Origin of the sequence: Deminuibacter soli, from assembly GCF_003412455.1 — a bacterium.
In the GTDB taxonomy this organism is placed as follows: domain Bacteria; phylum Bacteroidota; class Bacteroidia; order Chitinophagales; family Chitinophagaceae; genus Deminuibacter; species Deminuibacter soli.
Window position 1 is genome coordinate 1,379,988 of sequence record NZ_QTJU01000001.1, and the last position, 19,035, is coordinate 1,399,022.

General features: G+C 46.4%; 16 protein-coding genes and 1 tRNA gene. 9 read left to right on the top strand and 8 right to left on the bottom strand.

Annotated features, from left to right (window positions below; translation table 11 throughout):
- Positions 1-61: 61 nt before the first annotated feature.
- Entirely contained in the window at positions 62-529 is a 468-nt protein-coding gene (locus DXN05_RS06095) for a VOC family protein (RefSeq protein ID WP_245975137.1), read from the bottom strand.
- Positions 530-643: 114 nt separating this feature from the next.
- Here DXN05_RS06095 and DXN05_RS06100 point away from each other — a divergent pair.
- Both DXN05_RS06100 and DXN05_RS06105 read left to right on the top strand, forming a co-directional pair.
- Positions 644-715: transfer RNA gene (locus DXN05_RS06100), tRNA-Arg, on the top strand.
- Positions 716-782: 67 nt separating this feature from the next.
- Entirely contained in the window at positions 783-1,868 is a 1,086-nt protein-coding gene (locus tag DXN05_RS06105; protein ID WP_116846281.1) for an acyltransferase family protein, read from the top strand.
- A 44-nt stretch (positions 1,869-1,912) separates the two neighbouring features.
- On the opposite strand, the gene DXN05_RS06110 is transcribed toward DXN05_RS06105, so the two are convergent.
- From DXN05_RS06110 to DXN05_RS06120, 3 genes are all read right to left on the bottom strand, one after another.
- Positions 1,913-2,464 (bottom strand): 2'-5' RNA ligase family protein, encoded by a 552-nt coding sequence (locus tag DXN05_RS06110; protein ID WP_116846282.1) that lies wholly within the window; start codon positions 2,462-2,464, stop codon positions 1,913-1,915.
- A gap of 9 nt (positions 2,465-2,473) precedes the next feature.
- Positions 2,474-4,381 carry a hypothetical protein gene (locus tag DXN05_RS06115; RefSeq protein ID WP_116846283.1) on the bottom strand — a complete coding sequence of 636 codons (1,908 nt, stop codon included), beginning with the start codon at positions 4,379-4,381 and terminating at the stop codon, positions 2,474-2,476.
- 81 nt (positions 4,382-4,462) lie between these two features.
- The gene (locus DXN05_RS06120; protein WP_116846284.1) at positions 4,463-4,813 is read right to left on the bottom strand and encodes an MliC family protein; all 351 of its coding nucleotides are present in this window, start codon (positions 4,811-4,813) and stop codon (positions 4,463-4,465) included.
- Between the two features lie 268 nt (positions 4,814-5,081).
- Here DXN05_RS06120 and DXN05_RS06125 point away from each other — a divergent pair, with 268 nt between their 5' ends.
- Positions 5,082-7,748, top strand: coding sequence for an alpha-L-rhamnosidase (locus DXN05_RS06125; protein WP_116846285.1), 2,667 nt, complete (start codon positions 5,082-5,084; stop codon positions 7,746-7,748).
- Between the two features lie 73 nt (positions 7,749-7,821).
- On the opposite strand, the gene DXN05_RS06130 is transcribed toward DXN05_RS06125, so the two are convergent.
- Positions 7,822-8,289, bottom strand: coding sequence for a hypothetical protein (locus tag DXN05_RS06130; protein WP_116846286.1), 468 nt, complete (start codon positions 8,287-8,289; stop codon positions 7,822-7,824).
- Positions 8,290-8,683: 394 nt separating this feature from the next.
- Here DXN05_RS06130 and DXN05_RS06135 point away from each other — a divergent pair, with 394 nt between their 5' ends.
- The 4 genes from DXN05_RS06135 (at position 8,684) to DXN05_RS06150 (ending at position 11,266) form a co-directional block, all read left to right on the top strand.
- Entirely contained in the window at positions 8,684-9,706 is a 1,023-nt protein-coding gene (locus DXN05_RS06135; protein WP_116846287.1) for a sensor histidine kinase, read from the top strand.
- Between the two features lies 1 nt (position 9,707).
- Positions 9,708-10,496, top strand: a complete 789-nt coding sequence (locus tag DXN05_RS06140) for a LytR/AlgR family response regulator transcription factor (protein ID WP_116846288.1) — start codon at positions 9,708-9,710, stop codon at positions 10,494-10,496.
- A gap of 131 nt (positions 10,497-10,627) precedes the next feature.
- Positions 10,628-10,792 carry a hypothetical protein gene (locus DXN05_RS24575; RefSeq protein ID WP_158559143.1) on the top strand — a complete coding sequence of 55 codons (165 nt, stop codon included), beginning with the start codon at positions 10,628-10,630 and terminating at the stop codon, positions 10,790-10,792.
- 57 nt (positions 10,793-10,849) lie between these two features.
- Positions 10,850-11,266: a response regulator gene (locus DXN05_RS06150; protein ID WP_116846290.1), complete on the top strand. Its 417-nt coding sequence runs from the start codon at positions 10,850-10,852 to the stop codon at positions 11,264-11,266.
- Positions 11,267-11,434: 168 nt separating this feature from the next.
- Here the strand turns inward: DXN05_RS06150 and DXN05_RS06155 are convergent, their stop codons facing one another.
- Positions 11,435-12,637, bottom strand: a complete 1,203-nt coding sequence (locus tag DXN05_RS06155; protein ID WP_116846291.1) for a lanthionine synthetase LanC family protein — start codon at positions 12,635-12,637, stop codon at positions 11,435-11,437.
- 288 nt (positions 12,638-12,925) lie between these two features.
- Here DXN05_RS06155 and DXN05_RS06160 point away from each other — a divergent pair, with 288 nt between their 5' ends.
- On the top strand, positions 12,926-16,090 hold the full coding sequence (locus DXN05_RS06160) for a lantibiotic dehydratase (RefSeq protein WP_116846292.1): 3,165 nt from the start codon (positions 12,926-12,928) through the stop codon (positions 16,088-16,090).
- A gap of 201 nt (positions 16,091-16,291) precedes the next feature.
- Here the strand turns inward: DXN05_RS06160 and DXN05_RS06165 are convergent, their stop codons facing one another.
- Positions 16,292-17,332, bottom strand: a complete 1,041-nt coding sequence (locus DXN05_RS06165) for an AraC family transcriptional regulator (protein ID WP_116846420.1) — start codon at positions 17,330-17,332, stop codon at positions 16,292-16,294.
- 128 nt (positions 17,333-17,460) lie between these two features.
- Between DXN05_RS06165 and DXN05_RS06170 the strand changes: the two genes are divergently transcribed.
- Positions 17,461-17,865 carry a nuclear transport factor 2 family protein gene (locus DXN05_RS06170; protein WP_116846293.1) on the top strand — a complete coding sequence of 135 codons (405 nt, stop codon included), beginning with the start codon at positions 17,461-17,463 and terminating at the stop codon, positions 17,863-17,865.
- An 80-nt stretch (positions 17,866-17,945) separates the two neighbouring features.
- Here DXN05_RS06170 and DXN05_RS06175 read toward each other — a convergent pair whose 3' ends face one another.
- Positions 17,946-18,992 carry a fatty acid desaturase gene (locus tag DXN05_RS06175; protein WP_245975138.1) on the bottom strand — a complete coding sequence of 349 codons (1,047 nt, stop codon included), beginning with the start codon at positions 18,990-18,992 and terminating at the stop codon, positions 17,946-17,948.
- Positions 18,993-19,035: the final 43 nt, after the last annotated feature.

Sequence of the window (19,035 nt, forward strand, 5' to 3'; positions counted from 1 at the left end):
CTTCCGGCGGTTATTGCACAAAGCACTCATTCTCAAACCAACACATAGGCATATTTTTAAACTAGAACTGGTCGTTGTTCACTTCTATCCAGTAGCCGTCAGGGTCTTGCAGGTATACCTGCTGAATTTTATCCGGCCGTGCCTGTGTTTGTCCCTGGTCGCCTTTCCAGTTGCCGTATTTTATATGCAGTGCATCGAGGTGTTTCATAAAATCGGGCAGCGATGCAACGGAGAACGCCAGGTGAATATTGATATCGTGCGGCACAATGTTTTGTGCACCCTGTACAATGTGCAGCTGGCCATGTTCGCCCATTTTATACCAGGTATGTTTGTTGTCATGAAAAGGCTCGGAGATCACTTTCAACAGCAGTACCTTCTGGTAAAATTCATTGCTTTTCTGCATGTCTACCACATACACGGTTGTATGATTGAAATGTGGTGTAATGGCTGCATCTGCGCTTTGCGCATGTACCTTCAGTACAGCAGTGCAGCACAGGAGCATGAGGATAGATTGAACAAGTTGCTTCATACGACAATTTTATGTGATGAAAATAACTAAATATTGTACACCGGGTAAGAAATAAGTACAGAATACCCTATTTTTGCGGCGAATAACGCCTGATTCATTCAGCGTTGATGTGGCGGCCCTGTAGTTCAATGGATAGAATAGAAGTTTCCTAAACTTTAGATACAGGTTCGATTCCTGTCGGGGCTACAAAGCCGCTTTACGAAAGTAGAGCGGCTTTTTTATTGCTTATTGTCAGTTAAAATAACGATCTCGCATGAGAAACATTCCCCCGTTAGTACAGCCATCCAGGCAACATTTTGATATGCTAGATGGCTTGCGCGGTATTGCCGCCATTGCCGTAGTAATTTTTCATTTTATGGAATGGGTGTATACAGACCCAGGCAAAAATTTCATCGGGCATGGTTTTCTGGCAGTAGATTTTTTCTTCTGTTTATCCGGTTTTGTGATAGGCTATGCATACGACAACCGTATTGCGAAAATGGGGCTACGCAATTTTTTTGCTGCACGGCTTATCCGCCTGCACCCATTGGTTATCCTGGGTTCTGTACTGGGTTTACTGGGCTTTTTTCTTGATCCTTTTACTAACAATGCGGGCTTATACAGTGCAGGTCAATTAGTATTGATTTTTCTCTGCTCTATTTTAATGAGCCCGTATCCTGTAATGAAAGACCGTGCTTTTAATCTCTTTGGACTTAATGCGCCTGCGTGGTCATTGTTCTGGGAGTATGTAGCCAATGTTGTATATGCCTTTGTGCTTTGCCGGTTGAAGCGCGCATACCTGGTAGTGCTGGCAGTATTGTCGGCAATAGCTGTTTGCCTGGTTGTTCGCCGTGCCGGTACAATTGTCGGCGGTTGGAATGGCCATACATTCTGGGATGGTGGCGCGCGTGTGTCTTATTCATTTATCGCCGGCCTGCTGGTGTACCGTTTTAACTGGATTATCAAAAACAAACTGGGTTTTGCGGGGCTGACAGTGTTGCTGTTGCTGGCTGTGTTGATGCCTTTTTCAAAATGGAACTGGCTTACAGAACTGTTTGTTGTGTTGCTCTATTTCCCCTTGTTAATAGCCCTGGGAGCAGGTGCTACCTTAACGCCACGGTTTCACAAAATTTGTGTGTTTTCAGGCAACATCTCTTACCCCTTGTACATGACGCATTACATGGTACTATGGGCATGGGGAAATTATTACGGCAAGTACAAACCCAATACAACACAATTATTCTTCATTGTGAGCGCTTCAATTGTAGTATTGATTGGCTTTGCATACCTGGTAATGCGGGTGTATGATATGCCGGTGAGGAAATACCTGACTGCTAAATGGAAGAAGGCCAATGTGTGAAATAAAAGGTGCGCTGTTCAGCGCACCTTTTTTGTATGAATTTATTAAACCGGGTACGTTGCAATCACATTCCATTGCCTGGTATCGTGCTGCAGCAAATGAAAACCGGTTACGTCAAATGATGCGTTGTATGGTTTTGCCTGGTATACTTTCCATGCGGCTGTAAACTGCTGCGGCGTAAGATCCCTGTAGCCGATGGTGATATGTGGTTTAAAACGCAGCTCCAGGTCTGGTACCTGTATCATGGGGAAATGCTCATGAAAATTATGCACAATCTCTTTCTGCAGGGCAAACAATGAAGCATTGGCAACAGGCTGCACAAATATTACCGGGTGAGCCTTGTTGTTGAACATGTTAAATCCGTTGAGCGTAACAGTGAATATACCGGTTGCGCAATACAATTCCCGGAACCATTGCAGCAGTGATGTATGGGCTTCTGCCGGCAGCTGAAACGGGGCTTTTAATGTAATATGCGGTATTACTTTCAATGCAGCGGCACTGTTATAATTATCGCGCAGATCGGTTTGAAATGCGATAATATTCTCCCGTATAATCTCCGGTGGAATAATGGCGATAAAGTACAGGTTATTGCGCATAAGTTTTTATTATACAACCTCCAGGATAATGGTAACATCGTTGTCATCGGTCGCAAACGGAACTGCTTCCATACCCGGCACAAAATTAAACAGGCGCTTACCTGTCATGGGTAATGTGTGCAAAGGTTTGTCTGCCTGCAGATGTACCGTGCAATGCTGTTTTTTTACTGCAACAGCTTTGTCTGAAATAGAATGGACTGTTTCTGTAGAAGCCGAGATGACAGGTATAATGATCTTGATTTTTTTACTGCTGTCACCATCATGTTTGTAGTGAATGGTTACGCCATCAACGCTGAACCGGTAAGTAATGTTGCAGGTGATTTTTCCGGTGCCCGGGTGCTGTTGTGTTTTTGATACAAGTGCTGCAACGGTTTCTACAACAGTGATACCCTGCTCTTCGGTAACGGTTATTGTTGCGGAAAAGTCGTTAATGTTCATGTAGGTGTTCCCGGCTTCCTGCAATTCGATGCGCGGTGTGAGCGGCATGCCCAGCGGGTCATTGTCTGCCTGCATATTGCCGGCTTCATACAACTGGTATTCATTCATGCTGGCGGTAATGATGGGGCCTGCTTCCAGGTGCCACAGCATACTCAATGCACCGCCTGATGCATGCCCGCCTTTGTAATCTTTGTAATTGCGATCATAACCCGTAACCGTTGCACGGTAAGGGCCGCGTGCAACAAGCGTTGTCTGGATATCTTTGTAGAAACGGTGTCCGTAAGCCTTTTCTCTCGGCAGCTGTACCTGTGCCATATTTGCGGGTGCTGCAGGCACACCATGATCAAGTATCGTAACAAGAGCTTTGAGATGACAGAATGTATGGTGCAGGCTGGCTGTTAAACCATGTGAAGCGTAATGCGGGCCGCCATACAACACGCCGTGTTGTGTAAGGCTTTGCAGCAGGGAAGTGTTTTGCAGGGCTGCTTTATAGAAGGCCGGATTTTTTGCTGCGAGCAGCGCATAAGCCGGCTGACAGCCATCTGATGTACGGCTTCCCCAGTAAGTCCATTTGTAATTGCGTGTTCCCCAGCTATTATCCCAGGCCCCGTCAGGCAGCATAAATGCGAGGTGAGCCTCCATACTGCTGCTTACTGCAGACAGCACTTCTTCGTCTTTTGTGAGCAGGCTGTACAATACCAATGAGGGCAATGATTCTTCCACATTGTAACCCAGGTCAACCGAGTAACAACCCTTAGCACTGGGCATGTTATAAGGCGTGCCTTCACCTGTTAACAGGTGATCGGTTGCAGAGAAAAACGGCAAAGCCTTGTGTGCAATGTCCCTGCCTTTCCCTGTATAACGTGGCATATCAAGCAATTCACCGAGCAGCGACAAACCGTAGGTGGATGCAATTGGATAATTGATATTGCCGTATTCAATATTGAAATTGTTGTAAATAAACTCCCCGCTTTTGTGCAGCCTGTTTGTAACAGCATTTTTAAACTGCGTGCCCATAATATGGCCATGCCGTTTCACTGCTTCTGCCAATGCAATGGTGGCAAATACGGTAGTGCCCTTCCATGATCCTTTCACCGGTTCATTTAACCAGGAGCCATCTTCCTGGCTCACTGTTTTTTCCATCCATTGAAATAACAATTCTGCAGCATCGAGATAGGCACTGTTGTGTAAGGTATCGGCCAGGTACAGGAAGGGATAAATGGTATCGCCCATACGCCCATGCACTTCATTCTCCGGCGGGTAGATAATAGTGCCGTAATGTTTGTTCTGCCGGTTGGTCACCTGCATACTTAACAATGCTGCGCCCCAGTTTTCAGCAAGTTGTTTGCTTAGCGTGTATAATGGATTGTGTGCGGCAGGATTGCCTGCTGCCAGGCCCTGCAGTGCTGAAAAAGAAGTTAGCAAACCTGCTGTGCCGATTGTACCGTTTTTAATGAAATGTCTTCTGGATATTGTCATGAGCTTGCATATGGCTGCATGAATTTACATTGTTTCTGCAATGCCTGCAGCATCACTGTAAAAGAATAAGTGACGATGGTTTTATTTGCGTTGGATGAGGCAATTGTATACTTCTCCATTACCCATGTCAATTATACCGGTATCGTCCCTGGTCCAGATGGTGTGTTTGCCGTCTGAATATTTAGCGCCTGAGCCGGCAGAAATTCTTTTCAGTCTTAGCTCTTTATAGTAAATGCCTTTCAGCGTGCCGGAAACAATGGCTTTGTCTTCCCAGAAGCTCACTTTTACCAGGTTACCGGCAGAGCAGTTGAGTGTAATAACAGCGTTTGGCAGGTTGGTGGATGATCTGGAAGCGTCACAGGCGTTGAGGACAAACAATGCTGCAAAAAGTGCAGCGAAAACAGGTAAGGTCTTTATCCCGGCTTTTTTCATTTCCGTTTTTTTAAGAACAAAAAATTGGTGCCGGCAGCAGGTTAGAATGCAGTACACAAGCCGGTCGTAATGCTTATTAAATGTAAACAATAATTGCAGATCCCAGGGTTAAAATAGCCATTGCTCCCGGTGAACTATCAGATTTCTGATGGATAATAGTAGTAACCGGCAAAGGGAACAGCTGTGTTCCCTTTTTGGTTGATGACCATGTATGGTCAGGACAGCTGCGCTGCGTTTTGCTTTATATTTATGGCATTAATTGATGTCAATGACCAAACGTTCCCGGAAGTACAGTGCAGCATGGATAGCGGCCTGCCTGTGTATTGCAGCAACTGCTCCTGTGCATGCACAAAAAAAACTGAAATGCGAGTATCTCGAAAATCCACTGGGTATCGATGCTACCCACCCGCGCTTTAGCTGGCAGCTGGATGATGCAACGCCCGGTGCCACACAAACTGCCTGGCGTATACTGGTGTCAACTGATTCTGCGGGGCTGGCAAACGACCAGGCTACTGTATGGAACAGCGGCTGGCAGCAGTCCGGAGCAGTACTGGCCGTATACAATGGGGCGGCTTTACAGCCTTTCACCAGGTATTTCTGGAAAGTCTCCACGAAAAGCACGCAAACAACTACTTCTTCTATTGCCAGTTTTGAAACAGGCATGATGGACAAAAAGAACTGGCAGGGTGCCTGGATAAGCGATGGCACTGATATTAACCTGAAACCTGCGCCTTATTTCAGAAAAGTGTTTACAGCAGGTAAAAAAATAAAACATGCCAGGGCCTATATTGCTGCTGCCGGTTTGTACGAACTGTATATCAATGGTGAAAAAATAGGCAATCACCGGCTCGATCCCATGTACACCCGTTTCGACAGGCGCACGCTTTATGTTACCTACGATGTAACACAGGCGCTGCAAAACGGGGCCAATGCCATCGGTGTATTACTCGGCAATGGCTGGTATAACATGCAGAGCACTGCTGTATGGAATTTCCACAAAGCACCCTGGCGCAACCGTCCTGCGTTTTGTTTTGATCTGCGTATTACTTATGAAGATGATTCTGTTGAAACCATCGCTTCAGGAAAGGACTGGAAAACGGCCTTAAGCCCGGTAGTGTTTAACAGCATTTATACAGCCGAACACTATGATGCGCGCAAAGAACAACCGGGCTGGAATACCATCCATTTTGCAGACAGCAGCTGGAAGGAAGTGTATTTCCGCACTGCACCTGCTGCAACTATTACGGCACAAGCAATGCATCCTGTACGCAATGTGGAAGAGGTAAAACCACAAACCATTAAACAGCTGGATGATACCACCTGGCTGTTCGATCTTGGCCGCAACATTGCCGGCGTAAGCCGCATTACCGTACAGGGGCCGGCAGGTACTGTTGTGCGCATAAAACATACAGAACGTTTGTACGCCAATGGCCGCGCAGATATGTCGAACATTGATGTGCATTACCGGCCCACCGATAATACAGATCCTTTTCAAACAGATATGGTAATACTTAATGGCAAAGACGCCACCACGTTTATGCCACATTTTAACTACAAGGGTTTCCAGTATATTGAAGTGAGCAGCAGTGCGCCGGTAAAGCTTACCAAAGAAAGTGTAACAGCCTATTTTATGCATAGTGATGTGCCTGCGGTGGGTGAGGTGAGCAGCAGCGACGATATCCTCACTAAAATATGGTCTGCCACCAATAACTCTTACTTATCTAATTTATTCGGCTACCCGACCGATTGCCCGCAACGCGAGAAAAACGGCTGGACAGGCGATGCGCAGATAGCCATTGAAACAGGCCTGTACAGTTTCGATGGCATTACTGTGTATGAAAAATGGCTGGCCGATCATCGTGATGAACAGCAACCCAATGGCGTGCTGCCCTCTATTGTGCCTACTGATGGCTGGGGGTATGAATGGGGCAACGGGCCAGACTGGACAAGCACCATCGCTATTATTCCCTGGAACATTTACCTGTTTTACGGCGATACCACCTTGCTCGCCAATTGCTACGATAACATTAAACGGTATGTTGAGCACATCAACCTGATTAGTCCTGCAGGGCTTACCACCTGGGGGCTGGGCGATTGGGTTCCTGTAAAATCAACTACACCGGTTGAATTAACTTCTACCTGTTATTATTATGCCGATGTACTGATACTGGCCAAAGCTGCAAAGCTTTTCGGGCATACAGCCGATGAACTGCGTTATAACCAGCTGGCTGCAAAAATCAGGGATGCCTTTAACACCAAATACCTACATACAGAAACAGCCACCTATGGCGATGGGGTACAAACTGCATTAAGCACACCCTTGTACTGGGGGCTTGTGCCAGATGCGTACAAGGCAAAAGTGGCAGCAAGCCTGGCGAAAAAAGTGGCGTCAGACAACTACCATCTTGATGTGGGTTTGCTGGGACAGAAAGCCATTTTAAATGCACTGAGTGAAAACGGTTATGCAGATGTGGCTTATAAAATAGCCTCACAGAAAACCTATCCCAGCTGGGGTTGGTGGATGGTGAATGGTGCTACCACCTTGTACGAAAACTGGAAAATTGATGCGCAGAGCGATATCTCTTTAAACCATATTATGTTTGGTGAAATAGGTGCGTGGCTGTACAAAGGCATTGCCGGTATAAAACCTGATGCAGCACAACCCGGGTTTAAAAACACTGTACTGCAGCCACACTTCGTAGAAGGGCTCAATAGCTTTGAAGCAAAACATGAAAGCCCGTACGGAACCATTGTTTCCTCATGGGTCCGCAAAGGCAATGCGGTAGCCTATACTGTGGTAATACCTTCCAATGCCACAGCCAGCTTGTATTTGCCGGGTTATACCATAACAGAGAACGGAAAGCAGGCAACGGGAAACGTATTGCAGCTGCAGGCAGGTACACATAACCTGGTTTGCAAAATGGCGGCTAAATAAACAGGAAGGCAACTGAAAATAAAATCCACCCGTACTTAATGGTGCGGGTGGATTTTTTATGTACAGTAAGCAATTAAACGGCTACCTGTGTACGTGTGTACAACAGCAATACGCCCGATTCAAAAGTTCGTGTTTTAACCAGTTGCAGTTCGTGGGTGCTGCTGGCGGTTGCAGTATGTTCTTCTTCCAGTACAGGATGAATGGTTACTTGCCGGCCATTGATCAGCACCAGCTGAACAACAGTTGCCTGTGCCCCGGGCCGGGCCGCCTGAATGGTAACCGGGCCCAGCTGTATGGCTTGTTTGCCGGTAACACGCTGTATGCTGCCACTGATTTTTTGTACAAAGGAGTTAACGGCACCCTGCCAGTGTGGTATGCGCTGACCAGGCGGAAGTTTACTGAATACAATGCCCGGGATAGTGCAGAACAAATCGCCTGCATGCCGGTTAATCTCCTGTTCGGCCAAACGCCAGTCAAGCCCCTGGTAAGGCGGCTGGCCATCGGCAGAATCTGTTAGTATGGATAAGATGATTTTTCTCATAAAGGTTACTGGCAGGTGGTTTCGCCCGTTAAGGGAAGTAAACTTATTATCATAATTTTAGAGGAATGGGGGCTGTACAAGACAAAAACCGGGGGAAATTGTGACAGGTTTAAAACCGGTATGAACGGTGCCGGTAATCACTGGTTTTTACCACGTAAATGACCTGTTTTCACTCAGTTCTGGGTATATGTCATGCGTTTTTTCCTGATTTAGAACAGGTTGCATGGATATTTAATACACTTTTTGTATATTATGAGTAGATTTAACCCAAAAAGTAATCCTTATCCGGAATATCTTTCAATATAACGAGACAAACAGCCTGGCAGCCTTGTTATCCGGTACAAACAATGACAGGAGTGGTAAAATAATCCTGCATGTCGTGTTCTGGCTTTTCATGACAAAATGGATACTGTTTCAATCGAGCTGGATGGTTGGGAACCAGCATTCTGAAGCAAGTTATTACCTGGCTTTTTATCGTTACCTGCTGGTTATCGTGGCGTTTTATACCCTTTCGTATATCACTACCCTGCCATTACCCAATTCACGCATGTGGATTGTAACATTGCTAACCCTGGTTGGATTTTTATTGTTGTATTGTTTAATGATGTATGCGGTATGCAGCTTTATTTACTGGCATTTTGCCGAGCTGCCCTACTATTTCAGGGACAATATCTATGAAAATATCACAGCGCGCGGGCCATGGACTTTTCTGCTGCACCCGATGACTTTTTATTTCCATTTCGAGCAGTTGGGGCTGGCGCTGTTGCCGGCATTGACTATTAAGGTTTTCAGGCTTACCTTGCAAACCCGGTTAAAGAGCCTGAAGCTGGAAAAGAGTAACCTGGAACTGGAACTGAATTTTTTGCGTTCGCAGATTAACCCGCATTTTCTGTTTAACACCCTGAACAGCCTGTATGCATTGATTGAAGAAAAAGATGCAGTAGCTGCATCGATCATTGCATCTTTGTCGAATATGATGCGTTATGCATTGTATGAATCGAATGCGCCTGAAGTGGAGGCCGGTAAGGAACTGGATTTTATTAAAGGATATGTTGACATTCAAAACGTAAGGCATAGTAACCGTTTACATGTTGAACTGGGTTTTGACCCTGAAGTGTATTATAAAAAGGTGCCGCCGCTGATACTGGTTACTTTCCTGGAAAATGCGGTAAAGCATGGTCTTGATAAAACGAGGCAAAAATCGTACATTAAGATCAGCGCCTACATGGAAAATGAACAATTCTGTTTCTTTATATTGAACTCCAAGCCCCGGCAAAAAGTTGGCAGCAACCCCGGCCATGGCGGAATTGGAATAAAAAATACGCAAAGACGACTGAATATACTGTACCCCGACCGCCATGTGTTGAACATACAGGAAACGGAAGATGAGTACAGTGTTTTGCTAAAAATCTGGTAACATGGAGCAACTTATTTCCTGCGTTATAATTGATGATGAACCATTAGGCCTTGAACTGATTGAGAAATATATCAAACGTATTCCTTCGCTCAGGCTGGTGGCTAAATGGGACAATGCTATTGAGGCGTTGGACCAGATGGAGCGTTTGCGTCCCATGCTTGTTTTTCTCGATGTAAACATGCCTGAAATGAGCGGCATAGAATTTATCAGAACCTTTAACCATTACAAACCGCAGATTATATTAACCACCGCTTACTCTGAATACGCGGTGCAGGGGTATGAATATGATGTCACCGATTTTATTTTAAAACCTGTAACCTTCGAACGTTTTGCACGTGCCATCAATAAGGTAAAAGAACGTTTATCCAATGCGCAAAAATCTGTGGCCATGCAGCAGGCCGGGGAAACAACCGCACCGGCAGCAGAACAACCCGAGGCTCCGCCGGTACAGGTGCCGGGTATGCAGCAGAACAGGCAGCTGCTGATTAAGGAGAATAAAAAATTCATCAACATTTCCATCGATGATATTTATGTGGTGGAAGGCATGAAAGACTATCTGAAAATACACACCAAGGCAAGGGTGATTGTTACGCATATGACCATGGGTAAAATGGAAGATACCCTCCCTCCTACAGACTTCCTGCGTATTAACCGGTCTTATATTGTACGCAAGGCTGCAGTAAAAGCCATTAACGGCAATACCATTGAACTGCTGAACAATGTAGAACTGCCGATTGGCATTAAATACCGCGAGATTATCAAACATTTAATGGATAAAGGATCATTATAATTTGGTCTAAAAAGAGAAAGTACCCCTGCAAAACGTAACTTGAACGTGCATCGCGCAGGGTTAGTCTAATTAATTTCATGTCGCTGGTTACATTGAGTTTCTTTGAACTCAATAATAAAACCAATACAATCATGAAAACAGTTAACAACACACAGAGCAAACTCACTATCAAAAAAGAAACTGTATCTGTGCTGAGCATTCCTGCCAACAAAGCCATCAAATCCGGTGACATTTATTTTGAAACAAACCCCATTACTTCTTCTGCTATTTGTTTCGAGATTTTCCAGCAACAGTAATAGGTGCGCTTACTGTACAACGAATAACTTATTCCAGCGGCAATAAAATGAAAGCTGATGGTGCTAACTTGTGGTATAATTGAAGACGAACTGTTGGGTCGTGACTTGCTGGCCAGGTATATTTCACGTGTTCCCAACCTGCAGCTGAAATGGACCAAGGGGTCTGTGGAAGAATTGCAGGAAGCCAATGCAGGAAACCCTTTGCAGCATTCCGTAGACATTGTATTCCTCGACCTGTGGAGTGAAATGTACGGCAACCGCTCCAACGCCTATATGTTCGTCGAAAAATATGGTCATATCATTCTTACAACAGCCTATCCCGAAGTACTGGTGGGTACGCTTCCATTCAGTTATGTGGGTGTGCTGAACAAACCTATCTCTTTTGACAAATTCCAGGAAACGCTGGAAGGTGTTTTATACCGGCTCAAAGAGCTGCGTATGCCGCATGGAAAAGAAACAGATGTGCCGCATTAAACCTTGCTGCGATAATTTCTTTACGATTGCAGAACAAACACGAACCGTGATGATATTGTAACCCCGGGCCTCCCGGGGTTTATTGTTTTTGGCCGCTATGCATAAAAAAATACCCCGCAATCAGATGATGACGGGGCGCTTGCACATGGTGATCTACAAATCAAAAACTTAATAACCGATGGTGGGCAGCAGTTCTATATCACAGCCATGATAAGTCATGATAGACAGGCCATAGCCTGCCAGGCCTTCGCTCAGGCAGCAGTCAACCAGCGGCTGGGCATTTCTTGTTTTGCGGGCAAAGCCTGCTGTTGCATTGCTTTGGCGGCTGAATGCCAGTGAAGTATTGTACCAGAAGGTAGCTGCATCATTAAACAAAACATTACCTGTATGTTCATGCACCTGCTTAAACAACAGTGATATGCCTGTGCTGCCGTACATGAGTGATGCATCGTTAATACCTATCAGTTTCGGCTGGCGGCGGTTGGCTATAAGCAGCAGGTCGCGCATGCCTTTTGAAGCTAGGGCTGTATCGTTGAGCGCCATGCCCGATTGCCAGATGGAATAAGCCACACCGGCATCGCCATAACAAAGGTTCATCGGCATTTCTATACCGGGCTCCCCGGCAATATCCGGGTAAAGGCGTGTAGGACTGTTTTGGCGGTGTGCCAGCAGGTAAGCGGTAATGCCCTGCAGCAGCGCGTCAATAATGGCTTCTGAAGAGGTGGGCAGCGCTTCGCTGTCTTTCAGTTGCCCGAGTAGCAGCAATATGCCTGCAAGACCGTGCCCCCAGCCAAGATACACCTGGTTGCTGTCGAACAGCCGGGAGCGGTAAAAGCTTTTGTGGTCGCTGATTTCCCTGATGCAAGCCAGGTTTTTCAGCACCGTATCGAGTATTTTTTTGCCTTGCCTGTTGGGCCGTTTCAGAAAATACCGCGCAATAGGCAGGTAACCGGAAAAAGTATCAAAATTGCCCTGTTTGAGCATTGGGTCGATGGCCTGCGATAATAATCCGTCTATCTTTTCGAGCACTTCGTCGAAAGAGCTGTCCAGATAATCCCGCTGTTGCAGGTAAAGAATCATGGTGCCCAGTTCGGCTGCATCCCGGTAGTGAAAGTTGGGTTGCCTGTACAGGACATTGATCGTTTCCATCAGCATTTCCTCGGCAACCAGTGCATACCGCGATTCTTCACTGATGTATTCGTTATAGGCATACAAAAACCAGAACATGCCCATTCTTCCGTTCAGTAAACCATGCTGGTTGCTGCTCTGCTGGGCTTGCTGGTAAAGGGATTCTGCAATTTCAGGCAGCTTGCCTAATCCTTCTTCCTGCTGTATAGTCAGGGATTCAACGTGCGCGACATTGTTCTCCATATCTTCCTCATTTTTACACTACAATTTTTGCATTTTATAAGTGAGTGGCCTAATTATTTCGTCTAACTATAGCCAGTGCCAGACGAATATTCCGAAACGGAAATTTGCTAAACAATCACAGGCCCCGCCGGTGGTGCCTTCAGTTGGTCTAAGTGAGGTGTAAGTTGGTCTACTTTAATTCTCCGGTGGTACATATTTGCTTTCTTTTGGCATATAATTAATCAGTTATAATCCCTGCAAACTGAATTGCCCGAAGCGCCCGTAAAAAGGGTGCACCAATGAAGCGTTATGAAAAATTCTGTTCAGCTGAAAGCAGATCCGTTTTACCTTATCAGGCGCCCCCTTTTACCGGTAAACACCTTGTTTGAACTGAATAAGCGTTTGGTTGAAACGCCTGACCTGCTTTGGCCTTTCCTGCATCAGCTTTTTAACGAGCCTTTGGTTAATGAAGCCATTTACCTGGCTTCTCCCGAACTGCACAGCGAGTTCGGCAAACTGCGTGCACATGATGCAGCAGGTGCGGTTAAAATGGCGCAATCCCTGTATAAATACCTGGTGCGCATGTGTACCCGCGCCACGCCCTACGGTTTGTTTGCAGGCTGCTCTGCCGGTACAGTTGCGGCGCATACGCAAATCAGCTATGCCGGTGCGCAAATGCATAAAAAATCCAGGCTGGATATGTTGTATGTGTGCGAACTGGTGCAAGCCATTGCAGCAGACCCTGCCATTAAAAAGCAACTGCGCTATTTTCCCAATAACAGTTTATATACTGCCGGAAACAATTACCGGTATGTTGAATATTCAGTAGCCGGTAAAAAACGTGCCTACACCGTTTCGGCCGTTCAGCAATCGCCCTACCTGCAGGCGGTGCTGGAGAAAGCCGCATGCGGACTGTATTACAATGATATTGTTGCAGCAGTGCTGGAAACAGATGCAACCCTGGATATGCAGGAAATCGGCGAATTTATTGATCAGCTTATCAGCGCCCAGCTGCTGGTGAGTGAACTTGAACCTTCACTCACGGGTGATGTTTTTTTCGATACACTCGCTGAAAAGCTGCAACATATTGCTGCACCGGAAATGGTGGGCAGCCTGCAGCAGTTGCGTGCATACCTGCAATGCGGCGGTACAGAAAACTATTGTAAGGCGCATGAGCTGATTAATGAACAACTGGTGCAGACGGGTACGAAAGACCTGGTGCAGACAGACCTGTTTTTTACGCACGCGCAAAACACACTTGGCGAAGGGTTTACCAATATGCTTACAGAACAGCTGGCGCCTTTGTTCCGGTTATCATCACAGAAACATACGCCTGAGCTGGATACATTTAAACAACGTTTCCAGGCACGTTTTGATACGCAGGAAGTGCCGCTGCTGCTGGCCCTTGATATAGAAACAGGCGTTGGTTACGGCACTCAGCATGGCAGCAGCACATTGATGCCGCTGGTTGGTGATATCGATTTGCCTGCTGCTAAAAATACTGCTGCACTCAGCTGGAACGGTTATACCCAATTGCTGCATACTTTGTACAGCAGGGCATTACAAACAGCCGCTCAGGAAGTGCAGATTACCGATGAAGACCTGGCTGCTATTGAAGAACCCAATCATTTGCATACGCAAATTGCACCCAGCCTGTTTGCTTTTGGTTCACTGCTGGCTAAAAGCAGTGAGGCAATAGACAAAGGTGATTTCCGCTTTTTGCTGGCCACCTGCAATGGCCCGTCAGCCGCCAACCTGCTGGGCAGGTTTTGTTATGGCGATGAAGCCCTGTTGCACAAGGTTAAAAAAAGCCTGGCGCAGCACGAACCAGATACTGCCCATACTGTATATGCCGAAATTGTGCATTTGCCTGAAGCCCGCGTGGGTAATGTATTGCAGCGTCCGTGTTTAAGAAACTACGAGATCCCGTTTTTGGGAAAATCGGGTATGCCGCAGCAAAACCAACTGCCGGTAAATGACCTGATGGTATCTGTACAACATGGGAAAGTGGTACTGCGGTCAAAAAAATTAAACAAACGCGTTATACCGCGTATGGCTACTGCACACCAGCATGCCCAGGGTTTGCCGGTGTACCGTTTTTTGTGCGACCTGCAGCGCCAGCAATTGTATTACGGGTTTCACTGGAAATGGGAGCACCTGGCAGGCAGCGATTTTTTGCCAAGGGTTGTGTATAAAAACATTATCCTGTCTAAAGCCAGCTGGCAGGTAAAACTGGCAGATATAACAGGCAATACACAGCAGGCTGATGATGCAGACCGGTTACGCAGCCTGCTGCAGCTACGCAATATTCCTGTTTGCGTGTCCATTACTGAGCACGATAACGAGTTGCTGGCCGACTGGTCTACCACTGCAGGCCTGCAGTTAATGCTGCGCCAGTTGCAGAAAAAAGGCAGTGTACAGTTAACTGAATTTTTACATACACCGGACAATTGTTTTGTTACCGGTGACAATGATGCATTGTATGCCAATGAAATAATAGTGCCGTTGCACAACCCGCTGTATAAAACCGGGCCACCATTGCCACAGCGCGCAGTACCTGCAGTGCAGCGCAGTTTTGCCCCGGGAAGCGAATGGGTTTACTGGAAATTATACGGCGGAGCGAAAGACACCGAAACCATATTAAAAGAGACGATTACGCCGTTTGTACAGCAATTGCGGCAGCAAAATGCAATTGATGGCTGGTTCTTTATCCGTTATACAGATCCTGAGCCGCACATACGTTTGCGCATGCATTTGCCTAAAACGCAGCAACATCTGCTTGGACAACTGATCTGCGGTTTGCAGCAAGCCCTGCAGCCGGCATTGGATGCGCACCTGCTGCACAGTATACAGCTCGATACTTATGAACGGGAGCTGGAACGTTATGGTGCAGCAAATATTGAAGACAGTGAGCAGGTCTTTTTCCACGATAGTAATGCCACGGCAGCTGTGCTTACCATGCTTGACGGTGAAGACGGTGAACGCTGGCGCTGGTTGCTGGCTATGCGCAGCACAGATATGCTGTTAAACACTTTCGGCCTTACATTGAACGAAAGAAAAGAACTGATGAACAGCTTGTCTGCAGCGTACTTCAGGGAGTTTAACGGCGATAAGAATTTATCGGCTCAGCTCAACGATAAATTCCGGGCAGAAGGCCGGATGATCAGGAGCATGCTCAACCCTGCAGATGATGTGCAGAACCAGGTATCTGCGGTTGTTGCGCTATTTGCTGAAAGAGATGAAGCCATTGCGCCGGTGCTTGAACGCATTGCTTGCAGAGCTGGTGCCGGTTTCAATGAAGAAGGCGGCATGGACTTGCTGCGGAGTTACCTGCATATGAGTTTGAACAGGTTTTTCCCGGCTAAACAACGGCTGCACGAGTTGGGCATTTATTATTTGCTGTATAAACATTATATGTCGTCTGTTGCTATACTTAAAAGTAATCAAACACCGCTTGCTGTTGCAACCGTATAACGGATGTATGCAGGAGATTATTTTTCCGTTAATGGTACCGGCAGTTTCACATGGGCCTTTGCTAACCTGAACACTTAACCCTCACCCGTTTAAAGCGGTGTGGTCTTTTTCGACTTTGAAGAGCAGTGCTGTTACAAACAGCGCTGCTCTCACGGCCACAAACCCAGCAGCCAATACACACCCACCGGATACTGATACTGCTTAATTCAGTACCTGCTCGTGCTTACGCACGGTAAAGCCCTGTTTCTGGTAGCTTGCCGGGGTAGTGCCTGTCCAGCGTTTAAAGGCACGGGTAAATGCACTGAGTTCATTATATCCCAGCATGTATGATATTTCTTTAAACTGGTAATTGCCTGAATCAATATAATGCAACGCCAGCGATTTGCGGGCCTGCTCTGCCAGCTGCTGAAAACTAACGCCTTCCTCTTTCAGTTTGCGTTGCAGGCTCCTGGTGCTTACATTAAAGTTGGCGGCAATGTCTTCCAGTGAGGCAAGTCCAAGATAGGCGTTCGACAACAGGTAACGGTATATTCTCGCCTGCAGGCTCTGCGGGTTAACATCGGGTAAGGCGGCACCTGTTACCTTTTGCAACAAGGCTTGCTGCAATTCGTATTGTGCCGTAACAATAGGTTTGTTCCAGTAGGCAGCAGGCAGCTGTATGGCCCAGGTGTTGGCCCTGGTAACAGGCCTGCAGCGAAACACTCTTTCATATTCCCGCAAATCCCCGTCTTTAATGGCATAAGGCAGGTTTACTGCAACCGGTTTTATCTTCTCCAGCACCAGTCCGTCCATTTCATGCACCACGAAAGCCATAAACATATCCATGGTTTGCCGGAAGGAAAAGTTATCCCCTTCAGTCAATGGATTGAATTGTATGCTGAAAGTACCGGTATGATGTTCTACGCTCACAGAGAAAAGATCGGTAAACAAATGTGCCATAGCCGCAGCCTGTGTAATGCCCTCACCAACAGTGCTGCTTGTTTTAATGATTTCACCTACAATACCCAGTGCCGCAAGTTGCAGCGATTCGCCGAGGTGCAGGCCAAACAGGAGGTCATGTGAAAGATGACTGGCATGCGTCCACAGTTCGTTTAACCGGGCAGGTGTAATGGCAGGCTGCCGGTTTTGTTCAACAGCAGCAAAGTCGATGCCCGACAGGTTGCAGAGCACTGCGGCATCGGTATCTTTTTGTACGGCATAAGCTAGTATAGCTGTGGCTATACGCAGGCGGTGGTCTTCCATAGTATTAAAGTTAGGCAGCGATGTATTTGGGTGCAGCTGGTTGTCGTTAAATGGCAAAAGCTTGTCGTAAACGGGCAATTACCGGGTTATGCGGTCGAAGTAGTTTTACAGTATTAAATCAATACAATATGTCAAACAATAACCAGTCATTACAGGTAGTAAACGCATTTTTAACGGCCGTACAGCAGGGCGATTTTGAAAAAGTGGGCAGCCTGCTGCATCCTGAAATTGTATGGCAGCAGCCGGGGAATAACCCGTTTTCAGGCACACAAACATCGGCTGCTGATGTATTTAAAATGGTGGGCGGCATGTTTCAGCATACAGCCAATAATATGGCGCTTACGGCTATTAAAACGATGGCGACACATGGCGAAAGCGTTGCGTGTTTGCTGCACTGGAGTGCAACCCACCCGTCGGGCAAAGAAATGGAAGTAGACAACATTGATGTGTACACCGTGCGTAACGGGCAAATTGTAGCGGCTGTTATTTACACTGCAGATGAAGCGCTCGAGAATATGTTCTGGAACAACTAAGCAGCGACATATGGCATGGCTGTAAAAACAAAGAGCGGCCTGCTTGCAGGCCGCTCTTTGCATATAATAAGGTAGTATTGTTACTGCAATACAGGTACCGGTACAGGTGCCAGCTGTGTTTCCGGGTGAGCGTTCATCTGGGTCATTTCAATATCGGCTTTGGACTTGTCTGTCAAAGGAACTTTACCCCTGTTGTTGCGGATAATGCGAGAGAACAGCGATATTTCCTGGTCGAAAAGGAAACGGAAGAACAATTTTACCCATGAGGTATGGTAATAAAGGCTGTCGTAAAATATGGGAGCTTTCGACCTTATCTGCGGCAGTTTATTCCATGGTATAGAAGGAAAATCATGGTGCTCATTGTGGTAACCCACGTTAAAAGCCAGTTTGTTCATATTACCGTAATAGCTGTAGGTTTCCTGGTTTTCTTTTACAACATAATGTTCCTGTATCCATCTTGCACCCAGCGGGTGCAGACCAACAGAAAAGAAAAAGCTCAGCACCATAAAGGCAATGGCTTTAAAGCCGAAGAAATACCACATGGCAGCGGTAAAAACAACCTGTATAATAAAGTTGGCGACTGTCCATTTGTCAAACGCCTTGATTTCTTTCAGGCGGCCCAGTCTTGATAACTGGAAAAAGGGATATAATAACAGCCACATTACTTTTCCGATGAAATAGTTGTTGATGAGGCGTGCTTCCCAATGGTTGGGTAAATCGCCATCTAATTCATGCACACCCTGGAATGAATGGTGTTTGATGTGGTAACGTTCAAAAGAAATAGAGTTGGGAAAAATCTGCGGCAGGTTGGCGAACATGCCTGCTAAACGGTTTGCAATTTTGCCTTTGAATAACAACTGGTGGGCACACTCGTGAATCATTACAAACAGTGCATGGTTGGCGAATGCGCCAAGTAAATAGGCTGCTCCGAATACCAACCACCATGACTGACCGGATACAAGGCCTGCCAAAGCAGTTTGAAATACAACCAGGCCAATGATGGCAAATATGGTATAAGGATTTTTTCCGATAAGCTCCCTGATGTCTGGATGCTGCTGAAGAATTTTTTTTGTACGTACGCGATGAGGTTCACTCACGTGTGAGTAGATAAATGTTTGTTTGTCCAATGTAGTAGGTTTTATATGAGAACGCTTTAAGGTAACGCTTAAA